The organism is Candidatus Pelagibacter sp. uisw_138, from assembly GCF_059512485.2.
The window spans coordinates 1,280,800-1,298,924 of the sequence record NZ_CM183453.2 but is presented as its reverse complement, the minus strand read 5'-3'; the positions used below and the strand labels follow the sequence as shown (position 1 = coordinate 1,298,924).

The following is an 18,125-nucleotide window of genomic DNA, read 5'->3' as shown; positions in this document are numbered from 1 at the left end:
TTGATCAGGATGAATTTCCATAATAAAAATTAAATTACCTTTTTTTAATATATATAATTTAAAAATGTTTAAATATTTTGAGCCTAATAAAATTTTTGCAGTAACCTCTAAAGCTCCAAAGTATGTTTTGTTTTTATTTATTATTGTCTTAACAATTGGTTTAACCGAGGCGCTCATACTCTCACCTGAAGATTATAAACAAAGTGATGCAGTAAGAATTATGTATGTTCATGTACCGGCTGCTTGGATATCACTTGGAATATTTTCAAGTTTAGCTTTGTTGTCTGTTGGAAGTTTTGTTTTTAAAAATAAAAATTTTGCACTAATTGCTAAAAGTTTAGCACCTTCAGGATTTATTTTTAATATTATTGCATTAGTTACAGGTTCAATTTGGGGAAAACCAACCTGGGGTACCTGGTGGGCTTGGGATGCAAGAATAACCTCTATGCTAATTTTAGCATTATTTTATGGAATGTATTTATTGGCTTGGAGAATTTATGAGGACAAAGAACAAGTAATAAAGGTCACTTCCTTGATTGCAATTTTAGGAGTGGTAAATGTTCCCATCATTAAATTTTCTGTAGATTGGTGGAATACGTTACATCAACCAGCTTCAATTAATATTTTATCAACCAACACAGCAATTCATCCATCAATGTTAGTACCATTGGGTATTATGACTGCGGCATTTGCCCTTTTTTCATTACTCATTTTTTTGATGAAATATAATACCGAACTGATAAAAGTTAAAAATAAAGGATTAGATAGATTATGATAAATGAAATAATTTCAATGAATGGATATGGAGCTTACGTATGGTCAGCTTTTTCGTTCACATTGATCAGTTTTACAGCCTTGTACTTTGTAACTAAATTACAGCTTTCAAAAGAGAAAAAAAAATTTGTTTCTAAATTTGGTTCTCTAAATGTTGAGAAAGCTAAAGCTGCGAGATCACAGAATATTAATAGAGAAATATTATCTAATACATCAAATATTTAACTAATAAACCATGTATGGTAAAAAGGTTAAATTACGACTTGTATTCTTAGTTTTAATCTTAGCCTCAGTAATTTTAACAGTTTTTTTAGTTTTACAATCATTAAAAGAAAACGTTGTATATTTTCAGTCTCCTTCAGAAATAAAGTCTTTAATAGAGTTAAATAAAAAGAAAATAAGAGTGGGTGGGATGGTTAAAGAACAGTCAGTTTTTATAAATTCTGAAGAAGTTAATTTTATTATTACTGACTTTAAAAATGAAATTAATGTTGTTTATTCAGGGGCAGTTCCCAATTTATTTGCAGAAGGAAAAGGAGTGGTTGCTGAAGGTTTTTTAAAAGATAAGAATTATTTTACTGCTACTAAAATATTGGCAAAACATGATGAAAATTATATGCCCCCAGAAGTTAAAGAAGCCATAGGAGATAAATAAATTGCTAGCTAATCAGATAGGTTATTATTCTTTAATTTTAGGGTTGTTACTTTCAGTGTTACTTTGTGGAGTTTCAATTAAAGACTTTAATAATACTCATAAGCAGATTAACCAAAATGTATTATCTTTATCATTTCTACAACTAGTTTTTGTAATCATAAGTTTTTTGAGTTTAATTATATCTTTTATAAACTCAGATTTTAGTAATGAAACAGTCTTTAATAACTCCCACACAACCAAACCATTATTCTATAAAATCTCAGGAACTTGGGGAAATCATGAGGGAAGCTTATTACTATGGTTATTAGTATTAACTTTATTTATTTTTCTATTTTTAATTAAATCAAGAGAGCAACCTAAAAAATATAGAATTTTAACTTTATTATTTCAGCAAATAATAATTATCGGATTTTTCTTATTTGTATTAATGACATCTAATCCTTTTAATTATTTATTTCCAATTCCCAACGAAGGCCTTGGCCTTAATCCAATTTTACAAGATCCAGCTTTAGCAATCCACCCTCCAATTTTATATTTAGGTTATGTTGGAACCTCTATAATATTTTCGTCATCCCTTGCCGCTGTTACGCAAAACTATGTTTCAAAACAATGGGGACAACATATTAAAAAATGGGTTTTAGTTTCCTGGATTTTTTTAACTATAGGAATTATGCTTGGATCAATTTGGGCATATTATGAACTAGGATGGGGAGGTTTTTGGTTTTGGGACCCGGTTGAAAATGTTTCTTTAATGCCATGGCTAACATTAACTGCATTGTTACATTGCATTGTAGTGTTAGAAACAAGAGCTGCACTAACATCTTGGGTAGTTATATTATCTATTACAACGTTTACCCTAAGCATGTGTGGAACTTTTTTAGTAAGGTCTGGAATATTAAATTCTGTACATACATTTGCTAATGATCCCGCAAGAGGTATTTTTATATTAATATTTTTATTTGCATTAATTGTTTTATCTTTAGGTATATTTTTTATATTTCACAAAGAAAATAACAAAAGCTCAAATAATTTCTTTTGGCTTAGTAAAGAAACCTCCATCTTAATAAACAATTGGTTTATGATGTATTTTCTATCGGTTGTTCTAATCGGTACGGTATACCCAATTTTTCTAGACGTAATATCTAGTGAAAAAATATCAGTAGGACCTCCCTTTTATCAAAAATTAATCGTACCTTTTTTAATACCATTTTTATTATTCATGTCACTTGGACCACGACTTAAATGGATTAAATCAAAAATTGAAAATAAGAAATCACTTATTATCACATTTATAATTTCAGTAATATTAACTTTTTTTATTATTAAAAATTTAACTACAGACTTACTTTTTTATACAGTTTTAATTTCTGCTGCTTTTTTTCTATTCTTTACAACTTTAAAAGAATTATTTATTAAAAGATTTAATAATGTCTCTCAAACTGTCTCACACTTTGGTTTTAGTTTATTAATATTAAGCATTCTATTTAATAGTATTTTATCTTCAGAAATTATAACCAACATAAAAATTGGCGAAAGATACGATTATAATAAAGGAGAAATTTTTTTTAAAAAAACAGAAGAGAAAAAAGAAAGTAATTTTAACTCGATCATTGCCTTTTTTGAAATAAAAGACAAAAATGGAAAGACTATTGAATTAAACCCTGAGATTAGAATTTATAATCAGCCTGTAATTATTACTAGTGAGGCAGATATAAAAACAACACTATTAGAAGATAAGTTTTTAGTAATGAACCTTGTAAAAGGTAATGAATATTTTAATATTAGATATCAAGTAAAGCCATTTATGGTTTGGATATGGATTTCAGTTTTATTATTAAGTCTTGGTGGGTTAATGAGTTTATTTAAAAGAAAGATATGAAAAATAAGTTTAGCTTATTTATTGTAATTATATTCTTAAGTTTTTGTTTTGTTATTTTTTATAAAGGATTAAATACTCCAAATAATTACACTCCCAAGGTTAATGAAAAAAAAAATATCCCAACCTTTAGAGCTAAGGACTTTTATTCAGATAACTATATTAATTCTGATAAAATTTTTGAAGAGAGCACTTTTTATATTGTAAATATTTGGGCGTCGTGGTGTGTACCTTGTAGAGCAGAACACCCATTATTAATGCAACTAAGTAAAAATCAATTAATTAAACTAATTGGATTAAATTATAGAGACAATTTTAATAATGCAAAAAAATTTATTGATGACTTTGGCAATCCTTATTCTAGAATTTTAATTGATAAAGATGGAACTTTAGGAGTTGAATTTGGAGCTTATGGAGTTCCAGAAACTTTCTTAATAGATAAAAATAAAGATATAATTAAAAAATTTGTTGGTCCAATCAATCAAGAAATTGTTAATGAAATTAAATTAATTATTAAATGAAAATTTTAAAAATATTAATAATCCTATTTTTAGTCACAAGCTTTTCTGAATTAAAATCAGATGAAGTAAACGATGTTTTAAAAAATAAAATTTTAAAAAATATTCGTTGTTTAATTTGTCAAGGTCAGTCAGTATATGATTCAGAATCTGAGTTTGCTTCTAGTGTTAAATTAATTGTTGATAGAAAAATTAATGAAGGATTAAAAGAAAAACAAATATACCAATTTTTAAGAGAAAAGTATGGTGATTGGGTGATTTTTGACCCCCAATTAAATAAAAACACTTATGTTTTGTGGTTATTACCATTATTGTTATTTTTGTTTGGTGGTGCAATAATATACAAAAAAATTATATTAAATAAAAGATAACAAAACTTAAATGAAGCATTACAAATTAATATCAAGATTTATTTTTATTATTTTTTTTAGCCTACTTTCTTCAACGGTATATTCTGAAGAAAATAGTTCTAAATTTAATGTTTATTCTGGAATGTTTGACTTCAGCGATACTGGTAAAAAATCAACATTAATTGGATTTCAACATCAGAATGAAGATTTAAATAGAGATACTTTTTTAGGTAATCTTTCTCCAATAACTGGTGCGTTAGTGACCGCAGACTCTGCTGCGTATATTTATACAGGTGTTCAAGCTCAATATAAGTTAGGTAGGATTAATTTTATTCCAAGCTTTGCACCAGGATTGTATAGCAAAGGAGATGGTAAAGATCTGGGCCATATCCTAGAATTTAAAAGTGAGCTACAAATTTCAGTAGATTTTGTTAGTAACAGCCAACTTGGTTTTTCTTACAATCACCTTTCTAATGCTAGCTTAGGAACAAAAAATCCTGGGGCAAATAGCTACATGTTTAATTTCTTTAAGTCATTTTAAGTTAATTAATGAACTTAAAAGATTGTTACAATTTTAGAGACTTTAGAAAGTTAGCAAAAAAAAGATTACCTTCTCCAATTTTTCATTACATAGATGGTGGTGCAGACGATGAAAAAACTTTAAAAAGAAATACAGATTCTTTTGACGATTGTGATTTAATTCCAAACATCCTTGCTAGTGTCGGTAAACCAGATCTTTCAACCACTGTTTTTGGAAAAAAAATTGATATGCCAATCTTTCTTTCGCCAACTGCCATGCAAAGACTTTACCATCATGAAGGTGATAAGGCTTCAGCTAGAGCTGCTGAAAAATTTGGAACTTTTTATAGCATGTCCACTATGGCCAACAATACGATTGAAGAGGTTGCTACTATTTCAAATGGACCAAAATTATTTCAATTATATGTTCATAAAGATCAATCAATTACTGATGACTTAATAGACAGATGCAGAGCGTCTGGTTTTAATGGTATGTGTTTAACGGTTGATACATTGGTTGCTGGAAATAGAGAAAGAGATCACAGAACTGGCTTTACCACTCCTCCAAAATTGACACTTCAAAGCTTAATGAGTTTTGCTATGAGACCTGAATGGGTATTTAATTATTTTACTCATAAAAAATTTGAATTATCCAATGTTAAAAATAAAACAGATAAAGGAACCAATATTTCAAAATCAGTTATCGAATATATTAATGAGCAATATGATCCAGCTATGAATTGGAAGGATGCAGAATATTGTGTAAAAAAATGGAATGGCCCATTTGCTCTTAAAGGCGTAATGTCTGTTGAAGACGCAAAAAGAGCGATAGATATAGGCTGTACAGCAATAATGATTTCAAATCATGGAGGTAGACAATTAGATGGTTCAAGATCACCTTTTGACCAAGTTAATGCAATTAGAGAGGCTGTTGGAGACAAATTGGAAATTATTTTAGACGGTGGAGTAAGACGTGGAACTCATGTTTTAAAAGCTTTAGCAGCTGGTGCAACAGCTTGCAGCTTTGGAAAAATGTTTTTATTTGCTTTAAGTGCTGGGGGTCAACCTGGTGTTGAACGTCTATTGCAAAACATGCATGATGAAATTAATAGAAATATGGTATTAATGGGTTGTAAGACTTTAAAAGAATTAGATGCGTCAAAATTAATTTATAGAAAATAGTTTTTACTTATCAAAATTATATATAAAAAAAATAAATTAAATTATAAAATATTAATATTAGAATTAAATTATTATGAAATTAGCAAAAAATTTACAAAGACTAGGAACTGAATCTGCATTTAGTGTTTTAGCTGAAGCAAAAAAATTAGAAGCACAAGGCAAACCAATGATCCACTTAGGTCTAGGTCAGCCTGATTTTAAGACACCCCAACACGTAGTAGATGCTGCAAAAAAAGCATTAGATGAGGGTCATCATGGATATGTTTTATCAAATGGAATTTTAGAGTGCAGACAAGCTGTTACTAGAAAAATTAAAAAACTTTACAATAAGGATATTGACCCTGAAAGAGTACTAATAATGCCAGGTGGAAAACCAACAATGTATTATGCAATACAATGTTTTGGTGAACCAGGTGCAGAAATTATACACCCAACACCAGCATTCCCAATATATGAATCAATGATTAATTATACAGGCTCAACAGCAGTACCATATGACTTAACGGAAGATAAAGATTTAAAACTTGATCCAGAAAAAATTCTATCTTTAATTACTGATAAAACTAGATTGTTAATATTAATTAACCCGAATAATCCAACAGGAAGTTTTGTTGAAAAATCTGTAATAGATGTTTTAGCAGAAGGGTTAAAAAAACACCCTCATGTAGCAATCCTTAGTGATGAAATTTATAGTAGACAAATTTATGATGGAAAAGAAATGCCGACATTTTTTAATTATCCTGATCTGCAAGATAGATTAATTGTTTTAGATGGTTGGAGTAAGGCTTACGCCATGACCGGTTGGAGAATGGGGTGGAGTGTGTGGCCAGAAGAATTAATACCACATGTAAACAAACTAATTATTAATAGTGTTTCATGCGTTAATGCTCCGTCACAATTTGCGGGAATTGCAGCTTTAGACGGACCAGATGATGCAATCCATGAAATGATGGTAAAATTTGACCAAAGAAGGAAATTGATTCATGAAGGTCTAAATAGTTTACCAGGTATAGAATGTAGTTTGCCAGGAGGAGCTTTTTATGCATTTCCCAAAGTTAGTGGAACAGGAATGAACGGTTCAGAATTTGCAAAAAAATGCATGCATGAAGCAGGAGTGGCAATAGTTCCAGGTACAGCTTTTGGTAAAACTTGCCAAGATTACGTAAGATTTAGCTTTGCAGCGTCACAAGACAACATATCTAACGCATTGGAAAATATTAAAAAAATGCTAGGTTAAAACTAATGAGTGAATTAGTTCTACCAAAGATTAATAAAGAAACAATTTCTAAAAAAGAATATATTTTTAAGAATCTTGCAAAAATAATAAATCCAGAAAATGTTTTAAGTCATGTGGATGAGATTAAGCCGTATGAAACTGATGGACTGTCAGCTTACACGCAAACACCGTTAGCAGTTGTGATGCCAGAAAATACAGAAGAAGTAAGTAATATCTTAAAATTTTGCCATAAAGAAAATATAAAAGTTGTGCCAAGAGGCGCGGGTACAGGTCTTTCAGGTGGAGCATTACCATTAAACGATGCAATTCTATTGAGCCTCGGAAAATTTAATAAAATTATAGAAATTGATTTTGAGAATAAATGTGTAGTAACCCAACCAGGTGTCACAAATTTAGGAATAACTCATGCCGTACAACATAAAAATTTTTATTATGCCCCTGACCCATCAAGCCAAATTGCATGTTCGATAGGAGGCAATGTTGCAGAAAATTCTGGTGGTGTTCATTCTTTAAAATATGGAACAACTACTAACAATATCTTAGGTGTTGAAATTGTTATGATGGATGGAACTATTTGTAGAATTGGTGGAAAAACTCTTGATCAAGAAGGATATGATCTAATGGGATTAATTTGTGGCTCAGAAGGTTTACTAGGAGTAATTACTGAAGTGACAGTTAAAATTTTAAAAAACCCACAAATAGTTAAAGCAGCATTAATAGGCTTTCCAACAATCGAAGAAGGGGGAAATGCAACTTCAGAAATTATTGCTAGCGGAATTGTTCCAGCAGGTATGGAGATAATGGATAAAGTTTTAATAGAGGCAACAGATAATTTTAGTAAAGCAGGCTACCCAAGAGATGCTGAGCTTTTATTAATTGTTGAATTAGATGGAACAGAATCTGAGGTAGATGAATTATTGAAGCAAGTTAGTAGCATTTGTAAAAAAAATAATTGCTCAAGTTTAAAATTAAGCAAAAATGAAAAAGAAAGATTATCATTTTGGGCTGGCAGAAAAGCAGCATTTCCAGCATGTGGAGCTATGGCACCAGACTATTATTGCATGGATGGTTCTATACCAAGAGGAAAACTAACAGAAGCTTTACTAGAAATAAAAAGACTATCTGAAAAGTATGAATTACCAGTAGCAAATTGTTTTCATGCTGGTGATGGAAATTTACACCCACTAATAATGTTTGATGGAAGTGATAAAGAGCAACTAAGAAAAACAGAAGAATTTGGTGCTGAAATTTTAAAAGCTTGTGTAAGATTAGGAGGAGTTATTACTGGAGAGCACGGTGTGGGAATAGAAAAAAGAGAACTAATGTGTGAAATGTTTAATAATGATGATATTCAACAACAATTAGATATCAAATCATCACTAGACGAAAAAAATTTATTAAATCCTGGAAAAGTTTATCCAATATTGAGAAAATGTGCAGAGGAAGGAAGGGTACATGTCCACAGAAATGAAGAAAAATTCCCAGATCTTCCAAGATTCTAATAATACTTATTATCCCGAAGATGAACTGCAAGTTTCAAGTATAGTTAAAGAGCTCTATAAAAAAAACGAACCAACAGAACTAATAGGCACTAATTCAAAAAGTTTTATTGGCAATAAAATTCAGTCAGCAAAAAAATTATCTCTTTCTAAATTATCGGGAATAATAGAATATTTACCAGAAGAACTTTATATTAAAGTTAAAGCAAATACTCCATTAGAGCTGGTTGAAAAAGAATTAGAAAAAAATAATCAAGAGTTAGCCTTTGAGCCTATTGATTTTGGATTTATTGAAGGTGGAAAATCAAACAAAGGAACTATAGCAGGTCATTTAGCCTGTAATTTTGCTGGCTCCAGAAGATTTAAAGTAGGCAGTATAAGAGACCACATTTTAGGCTTTAGAGGTGTGAATGGCAAAGGTGATATAATCAAATCAGGTGGAACAGTCGTAAAAAATGTTACGGGTTATGATTTGTCAAAACTTGTTACAGGATCTTTTGGAACGTTAGTTGCATTAACTGAAATTACATTAAAAGTTTTACCTAAAAAAAAATTATCTAATACAATTATAATTAATACTGATGATAAAAAATTAGTTAATGAATTATTTGAAAAAATTTCAAGTTCTAGCAGTGAAGTTTCCGGAGCAGTTTATGTTCCAGAGGAGCCAAAAGATGAAAGTTACGATCATAACAAAGAAATGGTTTTTAAATTTAATGATTTAGAAAATAAAGGATCATTTGTAGCATTAAGAATAGATGGAGATAAAATATCAATAGATGAAAAAATAAAAGCTTTAACTGATGAATTAGAACTTAATAAATTAAATACAACTATTTTAGATGTTCATCAATCAACCCCATTTTGGATAAAAATAAATAACCTTGAATTATTTACACAAACAAAAAATAACCTACTGAGAGTAGTAATACCTCCTTCTCAAGGTAAAAAGCTAATGCAATACTTAGGCAATAAGTATAAATATTATATTGATTGGTGTGGTTCATTATACTGGATAGAAGTTCAGTCTAAGAAAAATACCAAGGTTGGAGAGATTAAAAATTTGATTAAAGAACTTGGTGGATATTTAACAGTCATAAAGACATCAAATGAGTATGATTATGAAGAGACGATCTTTACTGTAGATGATACAAGACTTTTAATATCAGAAAAAATTAAAAAAAGTTTTGACCCCAAGAGAATTTTTAATCCCGGCAAAATGTATAGAGGAATTTAATGCAAACTGATTTTACAAAGAAACAATTACAAGATAACGACAACGCATCTACTGAAAAAATATTTAAAAAATGTGTTCATTGTGGTTTTTGTAATGCTACCTGTCCTACTCATCAAATATTTGGTGATGAATTAGATGGACCAAGGGGTAGAATTTATTTAATCAAAGACATGTTGGAAAATCAAAAAAAACCAACAGCAAAGACAGTAAAACATATAGATAGATGCTTATCTTGTTATAGCTGCATGACCACTTGCCCTTCTGGGGTAAACTACATGCATATTATTGACCATGGTAAAAAATACATTGAAAAAAACTACAAAAGATCTTTTTTTGATAGAACAATTAGGAGTTTTTTATCAGTAGTATTACCAAATACAGGATATTTTAGACTGGCTAGCTATATGGTAAAATTAGCAAAACCCTTTCAATTTCTAATGCCATTAAAAATAAAAGACATGATGAGTTTAATGCCTACAAGTTTTCCTAAAAAAACTTTAAAACAAAAAGAAATTTATTCTGTGACTGGTCAAAAGAAGATTGCAAGAGTTGCACTTTTAACTGGATGTGTCCAAAAAGAAATCTCTCCTCAAATAAATGAGTCAACTATCCGTCTTTTGAACAGACACGGTGTTGAAGTAATTGTGCCTAAAAAAATAAGATGCTGTGGATCTTTAAATCATCATTTAGGAAAAGAAGATGATGCACATCAAGATTTTAGAAACAATATTAACACTTGGTATGATGAACATCAAAAAGGTAATTTAGATGCAATTTTATCTAACACATCTGGCTGTGGTACTACAATTAAAGACTATGGGTTTATCTTTAAAGATGATGAGGAAATGAAAAAAAAAGCTAAAGTAATATCTGAATTAACAAAAGATGTTTCAGAATATTTAAGCGAAAGTATAAAATTAAATTTTATAGCAAAAGATAAGAAGTATAAGATTGCCTATCATTCAGCTTGTTCAATGCAGCACGGACAAAAGGTACACGACCAACCTGTGTCCTTATTAAACAAAACAGAAAATGAAATCATGGAAATTCCAGAGGGACATATTTGTTGTGGATCAGCTGGTACATATAATATTTTACAAACTGAAATTGCCAAAGAATTACTAAGCAAAAAAGTAAAAAATATTGAAAGTTTGAAGCCAGATTTTATTTCAACAGGGAACATAGGTTGTATTACTCAAATTTCTAATGGAACCAAAACTCCAATTTTACATACTATTGAAGTATTAGATTGGTATACTGGTGGTCCAAAACCAAAAATATTACAAAAGAATTAATTATGAAAAAAATTATAATTACGAGAAGATTATTAAAGGCATCTGAAGAAAAAGCGTCAAAAATATTTGATGCAAAACTTAATAGTAATGATGAGTTATATTCTCAGTCAAAACTTATTGAATTAAGTGAAGGCCATGATGCAATATTAACTTCTTTAACTGATAAGATGAATGAAGATACTATAAACAAACTACCAGATAGTATTAAAATAATTTCTAATTTTGCAGTTGGTTTTGGAAATATTGATTCAGAAGCAGCTAAAAAAAGAGGAATAGCAGTAACTAATACACCAGAAGTTTTATCAGATGCTACAGCAGAGATTGGAATTTTATTAATTCTTGGAGCATGCAGAAGGGTTCCAGAGGGTATTCAAGCTGCAAAAGAAAGTAACTGGAAATGGTCAGCAGATTATTTGATAGGAAAACAGTTAACAGGCTCAAGACTTGGAATTTTAGGAATGGGAAGAATAGGACAAAAGATTGCAAAAATAGCAAAATCTTTAGGTATGATTATTCATTATCATAATAGATCAAAACTAACTGAAGAAAAAGAGCAGGGAGCTATATATCACGATAGTATCAAGAGTCTTTTCGGAGTTTCAGATGTATTGTCAATTTGTTGCCCTGCAACAAAAGAAACAGAAAATTTAATTAATAAAGAAACATTAGAATATTTTCCAACAGGTGCTGTTATAACAAATGTAGCTCGTGGAGATATTGTTGATGATGAAGCCTTAATTGATGCACTAAATAGAAGAAAAATTTATGCAGTAGGATTAGATGTTTATAAGGGTGAGCCAAACTTAAATCATGGTTATCTTAAAATAAAAAGTGCATTTATATTACCCCATCTTGGAAGCTCGACTAAACACACAAGAACAGCAATGGGTAATTTGGCCATAGACAATATTGATGAGTTTTTCAAAACAGGTAATTGTACAAATAAAGTAAACTAGTTTCTTTGTAAGTTTCAATTATGAATAAAGTTATTCTGCCAAAAAAAAAAGCGATAACTATATTTTTAGTATTTGCCCTTGGTTATTATATCTCTAATTTATTAAGAGCAATTACAGCAACCATTTCGCCTAATCTTATATCTGAATTTAATTTATCAGCTGGTGATTTGGGACTTTTAGGAGGTGGATATTTTTTAGGTTTTGCTGCAGTCCAAATTCCACTAGGCTATCTATTAGACAACAAAGGTCCAAAAAAAATAGTTTCATATTTTTTACTTATAGCAGTATTGGGCATGATCTCATTTTCTTTATCAGAAAATTTTATCACTCTTTTATTATCAAGAATTTTAATTGGAATAGGTGTGGGTGCTTGTTTGATGGGGCCGTTAACTGCTTACAGAATTTGGTATCAAGACGAAACACAACAAAGAGCAAACTCATGGATGTTAATGGTAGGAGCAATTGGAATGCTCTCTTCTAGTTTACCTGTACAATTTTTTTTACCAATAATTGGATGGAGAATGATATTTATTATTTTAGCTCTGTTAACTATATTTTGTATTATCTTAATTATTTTTTTTATACCTAATTGGAATAAAACAAACACCCAAAATAACTCAAAGGATAATGGTTCTTTAAGAGAAATTTGGAATAATAATTTTTTTAAAAGTTTAGTTCCAATGGGATTTTTTAACTATGGAGGATTATTTGCTATTCAGACACTTTGGGCAGGACCATGGATGGTTAAAGTTTCAGGATATACACCTGAGCAAAGTGCAAATGGTCTTTTCATAATTTATTTTTCTCTTTTAATATCTTTCCTATTTTGGGGTTATTTGGTTCCTAAAATTTCAAAAAATGTTTCAGACGCGATAAGATTATTGAAATTTGGTGCGCCGTTAAATTTAATTGTACTAGCTTTTATAATTTATCTTGGACCTAAAGCAGGGGCATATCATTGGGCTTTTTTTGCAGTAAGCTCTATTTTTTTATCCTTAACCCAACCAGCGGTAGGTATGGCTTTTTCACTTTCAAATGCAGGAAAAGCACTGACTTCGTTTAATTTACTTCTTTTTATTGGGGCATTCGCACTTCAATGGATTATTGGGGTTATTATTGATTTAACAATGAACTTAGGTTTTTCAGAAATTTCAGGCTTTAGATTTGCTATGATATTTTTTTTATTAACTTCTTTTTTTTCTTACTTATTTTTCTTAATAAAAAATTCTAAAAATTAATTTTAATTTAAGTGTTTGTAAATTGTAGTACGTGAAACACCAAGCTTTCGGGAAACTGCACTAATATTTCTAGTTTCTAAAAAAGCAGATTTAATTAAAATACATCTGTCTTCCTTAAACCTTGATCCTTTGCAGTTATTACATGCATAATTTTTTATCTTTGTTTCTTTAGATATTTTTTTCTTAAAATTTTGACTTTTTATTATAAAAACAGATGAACCTAAATGATCAGAAATTTTCATTATTTTGTTTTGTAAAAGTTCATTCGCAATTGAAGAAAATGAAGTTGTAAAAATATTATTAAAACTTTCATTCTTTAATGTTACTAGTCCATGCAGCATTATTCTTGCATTTGAATTTGAACCCACAACAAATCCATCACCATTAATTGCAAGTAGACCAACACTGTTAGTGCTCAGGTATTCTTGACGTGGATGGAATGATAAAATTAATTCATTATCAAACTGATTTAAAAATAATTTTGTTTCAATACTTTTTGTAGCAAGCTTAACTAGCGCTAGAGTGTGCTGCTCTCTTGAATGTACATCGGTAGAAGCATCTATTATACCAATAGTTTTTCCCTCATAATTTAGTATTGGACTCGCAAAACAAGATAACTTTCCATGTGACTCAAAAAAATGTTCCTTACCTGAAACTATAGAATCTTTATTGAGAGTAACAACTTGTCCTAATCCATTTGTACCTCCAATTTCTTCTCTCCAAATTGAACCTGGTATTACAATTTTTCCAACATCAGTCTTTAGGCAGGTTTTATCATAAATAGTATCCATAACTGATCCAGTGCTGTCAGAATAAGCCACCATAAAGTTTGTCCCAGCTATTTGTGAATATAGAAGTTCAAGTTCAGGGTTTACCAGTCTTCTGATATAATCATTTTTTTCTTTAAGCTCATCAAGCTCTTTAGAAGTAAGAATTGTTCTCTTTGGGTTTTTAAGTGGATCTAGTCCAGTTGAAATACATCTTTTCCAGCTGTCAGATATATCTTTATCAATTAAAGAAGGTAAAAAGCCTCTTCTCTTGGTGAGGTCAGAGAATTCTTTTTCAACAGAAACTAAATTTGACATATCTTATATTACGATTTTATTAAAAATGAACAACCAACCATAAGTTGTATTTTGTTAACTTTATGAACACTTTTTTGCGCAGTTGACTCTCTGTTGACCTCAATATTGGATAGGGTTTGTTATTAAAAAAATTAACAAACTAAAGAATAGAGATAAATTATGAAGGCACAAGTTTTACATAAGTATAATCCAAAAATGGATGAAAAAGTTTGGGTTACTGAGCAAGAAATGCCAGATCCAAAATTAGAAAAATCATCAGACGTTATTGTTAAAATTGGTGCTGCGGGAGTTTGTAGAACTGACCTACATATTATTGAAGGTGTTTGGGAACATATTCAAGATCCTAAAGGAGATTTGTTACCTATGGTTATGGGTCATGAAAATGCTGGATGGGTTGAAGAAGTAGGAAAGGATGTTGTAGGATTTAAAAAAGGTGATCCAGTAATTTTGCACCCAATTATTTCAGGAACTGATGGAACTTGTTTGAGCTGTCGTAGAGGTTTAGATCAACATGCAGAAGATGGAGCATTTCCAGGTTTGAATATTAAAGAAGGTGGATATGCGGAATTACTTAAAACAAGTGTTCGTAACTTAATTAAACTGCCTACTATATTGGCACCAAAAGATGTTGCACCCTTTTCTGATGCAGGACTTACTGCTTATAGAGTTGTTAAAAAAGCTACTAGACATTTATTACCAGGTCAGACCTGTGTAATTATTGGAGCTGGTGGACTTGGCCATATTGCAATTCAATGTTTAAAAGCAATGTGTGCTGCAAATATTATTATTGTTGAAAAATCTGCTGAAGCATTAAAACATGCAATGTCACTTGGTGGCGATGAGGGAGTTTTAATTGATGGCAATGAAGTTGAAAGAGTTCTAGAGCTTACCAAAGGTAAAGGTGGTGAGGCTGTAATTGATTTTGTAGGTGAAAAAGGATCAACTGCAATGGGCATCAAAATGACAGCAGGTAGTGGATATTATTATATCGTTGGTTATGGTGAGGAAATCAGAGTTCTAGCTGTCGATGTAATTATTTCAGAAAAAACAATAGTTGGAAATTTAGTAGGAACGTGGTCTGAGTTATATGAGCTGATGGAGTTAGCTAACAAAGGGTTAGTTACACTATCTATGCAAGAGTATAAATTAGGCGATGCTAATAAAGCGCTTCATGATCTTAACGAAGGTAAAGTTAAGGGAAGAGCCGTTTTAGTTCCATAATAATAAATAACGAGAGGGATAAATGAAAATAATAAAAACTTGCTTAAGTGCTATGATATCAGGAATTCTGATATTTAGCCCAGCTTATGCAGATAAGTGGAGTGATCAATTTCCACATATCAAAGCAACAGGAGATATTTCTGGTGACTGTTCTTATGAAGAAATTTCAAAAAAGAACTACAAAGGAAAAACTCTAAAAATAAATACGCATGCAGTTCCAGTAATTGGACAACCTACAGCTCTTCATGCTGAACAGTTTGCTAAATTAACAGGAGCAACAGTAGATGTAACACATACACCAGCAGGTGATTTGTATGCAAAAGCTATGGTTCCTTTTAAAGCTGGTCAATCTCCGTACGATATCGTATTTGGATTTTCTAACTTTATAAATGACTGGAGACAATATTTAGCACCAGTTCCAAAAAAATACATGAACACAAAAGAGATGAAAGATGTAACAAAATCTCATGTGGGCGTTTCTTCTTGGGATGGAACTATGTATCAATATCCAGTTGATGGTGACAGACATTATCTAAAATACAGAAAAGATGTAATTGATAATCCTAAATACCAGAAAGAGTATAAAGAGGCTACTGGCAAAGAGTTAAGAGTTCCTACAACTTGGAAAGAATACGGCGAAATGGCCAAATACTTTAACGGTTGGGATTGGGATGGAGATGGAGAAAAAGAATACGGTTCAGCTGAAGTTATGAAAAAAGACGACTTAATGTTTGCAGCTTTTTTCAGTAGATCGGTAGCGTATGCTAAAAATCCAAGAACTCCAGGTGGTTTCTTTTTTGATTTAGAAACTATGAAACCAAATATTAATAATCCAGGATTTGTTGAAGCTTTAACTGATTGGGTAGAAGCTACTAATTATGTTCCTCCAGGAGGAATTAACTTTGGACTAGGTGATGAAATTGGATCATTTGGTGGTGGCCAAACTTTATTTAGTTTTTCATGGGATGATGCTTTTATTGCAGCGATGCAAGACGACAGTCCTATTAAAAATAAAGTAGGTACAGCTCCTCTTCCAGGTGCAGATAAAGTTTGGAATAGAGTATCTGGCAAATGGGATAACAAATACAACCAAGCACCATACATTGTATGGGGTTGGGCAGTAGGTGTTGCTAAGCAAAGTAAAGTACAAGAGATGGCGTTTGACTATCTATGTTTCTTTTCTAACGGAGCAAACCACCAAGCTGACTTAGCTATTGGTAACTTTGGTGTTAATCCATTTAAAAACTCTGATTTCGATCCAAATCTTTACATAGATACAATGGGTTGGGATGTAGATATTGCAAAATCATATACTAAGACGCTTAAAGATATGGAAAAAAGTAAGAATAGAGTTTTCCCTTTAAGAGTTCGTGGTGTGTTTGAATTCACTAGTGCAGTTGCAACTGGAACTTCTAAGGCTTTAGCTGGTCAGCTATCTCCTCAAGAAGCTTTGGATGAAGTTGCTAAAGAGTGGGAAGCAATTGTCAAAAGAGTTGGTAAATCAGCAGTACAAGAAGACTATGCTGTTGGTGTCAAAATGGAAGACAACAAGTTATAAAAATAACTTTATGTGGCCGCTTTTAATTAGTGGCCACATACATTACATTCAAAATTCAAATACATGAACTTTAAACATAAATACGTTTTTTTATTTCCAGGTTTATTTGTTCTTATAGGTATCTTAATTTTTCCAATAATATTTGTAGTTCGTTTAAGTTTATCAGGTTGGAATAGTTACAATGGTTTAAACTTTATAGGTCTCGAAAATTATGTCAGATTATTTACTGATGATCCACGATTCTGGGAGTCGTTTATTAGATTAAGTTTTTTGTCAGTTACAACTGTTGTTCTGCAATATGTAATTGGCTTTACACTGGCTCATATGGTTTGGAAGGAAATCAAGTTTCAAAGATTTTTTAGAGTATTATTTTTAATACCTATGATGACCACCCCAGTTATTATGACCGTTATTTGGAGAACTTTTTTTCATGAGTCACTAGGTCCTGTTAATGATCTTTTACAAATTTTTGATATTGCACCAAAATGGCTTACCGATCCTACTTTAGCTAAAGTTACAGTTATTATTGTTGAAGTTTGGCAGTGGACACCTTTTATGTTTTTACTATTGTTAGCTGGTCTTTTATCACTTCCTAAAGAACCTTTTTTAGCAGCTGCAATTGATGGAGCAAGTCCAATTAGAAAATTTATTTACGTAACATTTCCATTAATGGCACCAATATCTATTGGAGCAATTATCATAAGACTAATTGAAGCTTCAAAAATAATGGATACTGTTTATGTCTTAACCTCGGGTGGTCCAGGAACTTCAACTGAGACATCAAGTTTTTATATCTTTATTAAAGGATTGAGAGAATTTCAAATGGGCTATGCTGCTTCAATGTCATTCACTTATTTAATAATAATGATCATAAGTTTAACAGTTATTGCAAAAGTATTAACCAAACTATTACTCAAAGATTAAA

The 18,125-nt window shown here is 30.7% G+C and carries 18 protein-coding genes; 17 read left to right on the top strand and 1 reads right to left on the bottom strand.

Features of this window, described 5'->3' with window-relative positions:
• The first annotated feature begins 64 nt into the window (after positions 1-64).
• The 14 genes from ccmC (at position 65) to AC5YGC_RS06870 (ending at position 13,336) form a co-directional block, all read left to right on the top strand.
• On the top strand, positions 65-775 hold the full coding sequence (gene ccmC / locus AC5YGC_RS06935) for a heme ABC transporter permease CcmC (protein ID WP_415278194.1): 711 nt from the start codon (positions 65-67) through the stop codon (positions 773-775).
• A complete protein-coding gene (locus AC5YGC_RS06930; protein ID WP_496139494.1) occupies positions 772-999 on the top strand; it encodes a heme exporter protein CcmD in 228 nt (75 codons plus the stop codon). Before ccmC ends, AC5YGC_RS06930 begins: the two co-directional genes overlap by 4 nt.
• A 10-nt stretch (positions 1,000-1,009) precedes the next feature.
• Positions 1,010-1,429, top strand: coding sequence for a cytochrome c maturation protein CcmE (gene ccmE / locus AC5YGC_RS06925; protein ID WP_496139492.1), 420 nt, complete (start codon positions 1,010-1,012; stop codon positions 1,427-1,429).
• A 1-nt stretch (position 1,430) separates the two neighbouring features.
• Positions 1,431-3,308 (top strand): cytochrome c biogenesis protein CcsA, encoded by a 1,878-nt coding sequence (locus AC5YGC_RS06920; protein WP_496139491.1) that lies wholly within the window; start codon positions 1,431-1,433, stop codon positions 3,306-3,308.
• A complete protein-coding gene (locus tag AC5YGC_RS06915) occupies positions 3,305-3,826 on the top strand; it encodes a DsbE family thiol:disulfide interchange protein (RefSeq protein ID WP_496139489.1) in 522 nt (173 codons plus the stop codon). The genes AC5YGC_RS06920 and AC5YGC_RS06915 overlap by 4 nt, the downstream gene beginning before the upstream one ends.
• Entirely contained in the window at positions 3,823-4,194 is a 372-nt protein-coding gene (locus AC5YGC_RS06910; protein WP_496139488.1) for a cytochrome c-type biogenesis protein CcmH, read from the top strand. The genes AC5YGC_RS06915 and AC5YGC_RS06910 overlap by 4 nt, the downstream gene beginning before the upstream one ends.
• Positions 4,195-4,204: 10 nt before the next feature.
• A complete protein-coding gene (locus AC5YGC_RS06905; RefSeq protein ID WP_496139486.1) occupies positions 4,205-4,714 on the top strand; it encodes an acyloxyacyl hydrolase in 510 nt (169 codons plus the stop codon).
• A gap of 8 nt (positions 4,715-4,722) precedes the next feature.
• The gene (locus AC5YGC_RS06900; RefSeq protein WP_496139484.1) at positions 4,723-5,874 is read left to right on the top strand and encodes an alpha-hydroxy-acid oxidizing protein; all 1,152 of its coding nucleotides are present in this window, start codon (positions 4,723-4,725) and stop codon (positions 5,872-5,874) included.
• 73 nt (positions 5,875-5,947) lie between these two features.
• Positions 5,948-7,111 (top strand): aminotransferase class I/II-fold pyridoxal phosphate-dependent enzyme, encoded by a 1,164-nt coding sequence (locus AC5YGC_RS06895; protein WP_496139482.1) that lies wholly within the window; start codon positions 5,948-5,950, stop codon positions 7,109-7,111.
• Positions 7,112-7,116: 5 nt separating this feature from the next.
• Positions 7,117-8,613 carry an FAD-linked oxidase C-terminal domain-containing protein gene (locus AC5YGC_RS06890; RefSeq protein ID WP_496139480.1) on the top strand — a complete coding sequence of 499 codons (1,497 nt, stop codon included), beginning with the start codon at positions 7,117-7,119 and terminating at the stop codon, positions 8,611-8,613.
• Positions 8,579-9,847 carry an FAD-binding protein gene (locus AC5YGC_RS06885; protein ID WP_496139478.1) on the top strand — a complete coding sequence of 423 codons (1,269 nt, stop codon included), beginning with the start codon at positions 8,579-8,581 and terminating at the stop codon, positions 9,845-9,847. Before AC5YGC_RS06890 ends, AC5YGC_RS06885 begins: the two co-directional genes overlap by 35 nt.
• Positions 9,847-11,142 carry a glycolate oxidase subunit GlcF gene (gene glcF / locus AC5YGC_RS06880; RefSeq protein WP_496139477.1) on the top strand — a complete coding sequence of 432 codons (1,296 nt, stop codon included), beginning with the start codon at positions 9,847-9,849 and terminating at the stop codon, positions 11,140-11,142. The genes AC5YGC_RS06885 and glcF overlap by 1 nt, the downstream gene beginning before the upstream one ends.
• 2 nt (positions 11,143-11,144) lie before the next feature.
• Positions 11,145-12,098: an NAD(P)-dependent oxidoreductase gene (locus tag AC5YGC_RS06875; protein WP_496139475.1), complete on the top strand. Its 954-nt coding sequence runs from the start codon at positions 11,145-11,147 to the stop codon at positions 12,096-12,098.
• A 20-nt stretch (positions 12,099-12,118) separates the two neighbouring features.
• Entirely contained in the window at positions 12,119-13,336 is a 1,218-nt protein-coding gene (locus tag AC5YGC_RS06870; protein WP_496139474.1) for an MFS transporter, read from the top strand.
• A 2-nt stretch (positions 13,337-13,338) separates the two neighbouring features.
• Here AC5YGC_RS06870 and AC5YGC_RS06865 read toward each other — a convergent pair whose 3' ends face one another.
• Entirely contained in the window at positions 13,339-14,421 is a 1,083-nt protein-coding gene (locus tag AC5YGC_RS06865) for a GAF domain-containing protein (RefSeq protein ID WP_496139472.1), read from the bottom strand.
• Between the two features lie 159 nt (positions 14,422-14,580).
• Between AC5YGC_RS06865 and AC5YGC_RS06860 the strand changes: the two genes are divergently transcribed.
• The 3 genes from AC5YGC_RS06860 (at position 14,581) to AC5YGC_RS06850 (ending at position 18,124) form a co-directional block, all read left to right on the top strand.
• Complete coding sequence (locus tag AC5YGC_RS06860; protein WP_496139471.1) at positions 14,581-15,642, top strand: alcohol dehydrogenase catalytic domain-containing protein; 1,062 nt, start codon at positions 14,581-14,583, stop codon at positions 15,640-15,642.
• A 22-nt stretch (positions 15,643-15,664) separates the two neighbouring features.
• Positions 15,665-17,200, top strand: coding sequence for a type 2 periplasmic-binding domain-containing protein (locus tag AC5YGC_RS06855; RefSeq protein ID WP_496139470.1), 1,536 nt, complete (start codon positions 15,665-15,667; stop codon positions 17,198-17,200).
• Positions 17,201-17,263: 63 nt separating this feature from the next.
• Positions 17,264-18,124, top strand: coding sequence for a carbohydrate ABC transporter permease (locus AC5YGC_RS06850; RefSeq protein WP_415290426.1), 861 nt, complete (start codon positions 17,264-17,266; stop codon positions 18,122-18,124).
• Position 18,125 lies beyond the last annotated feature (1 nt).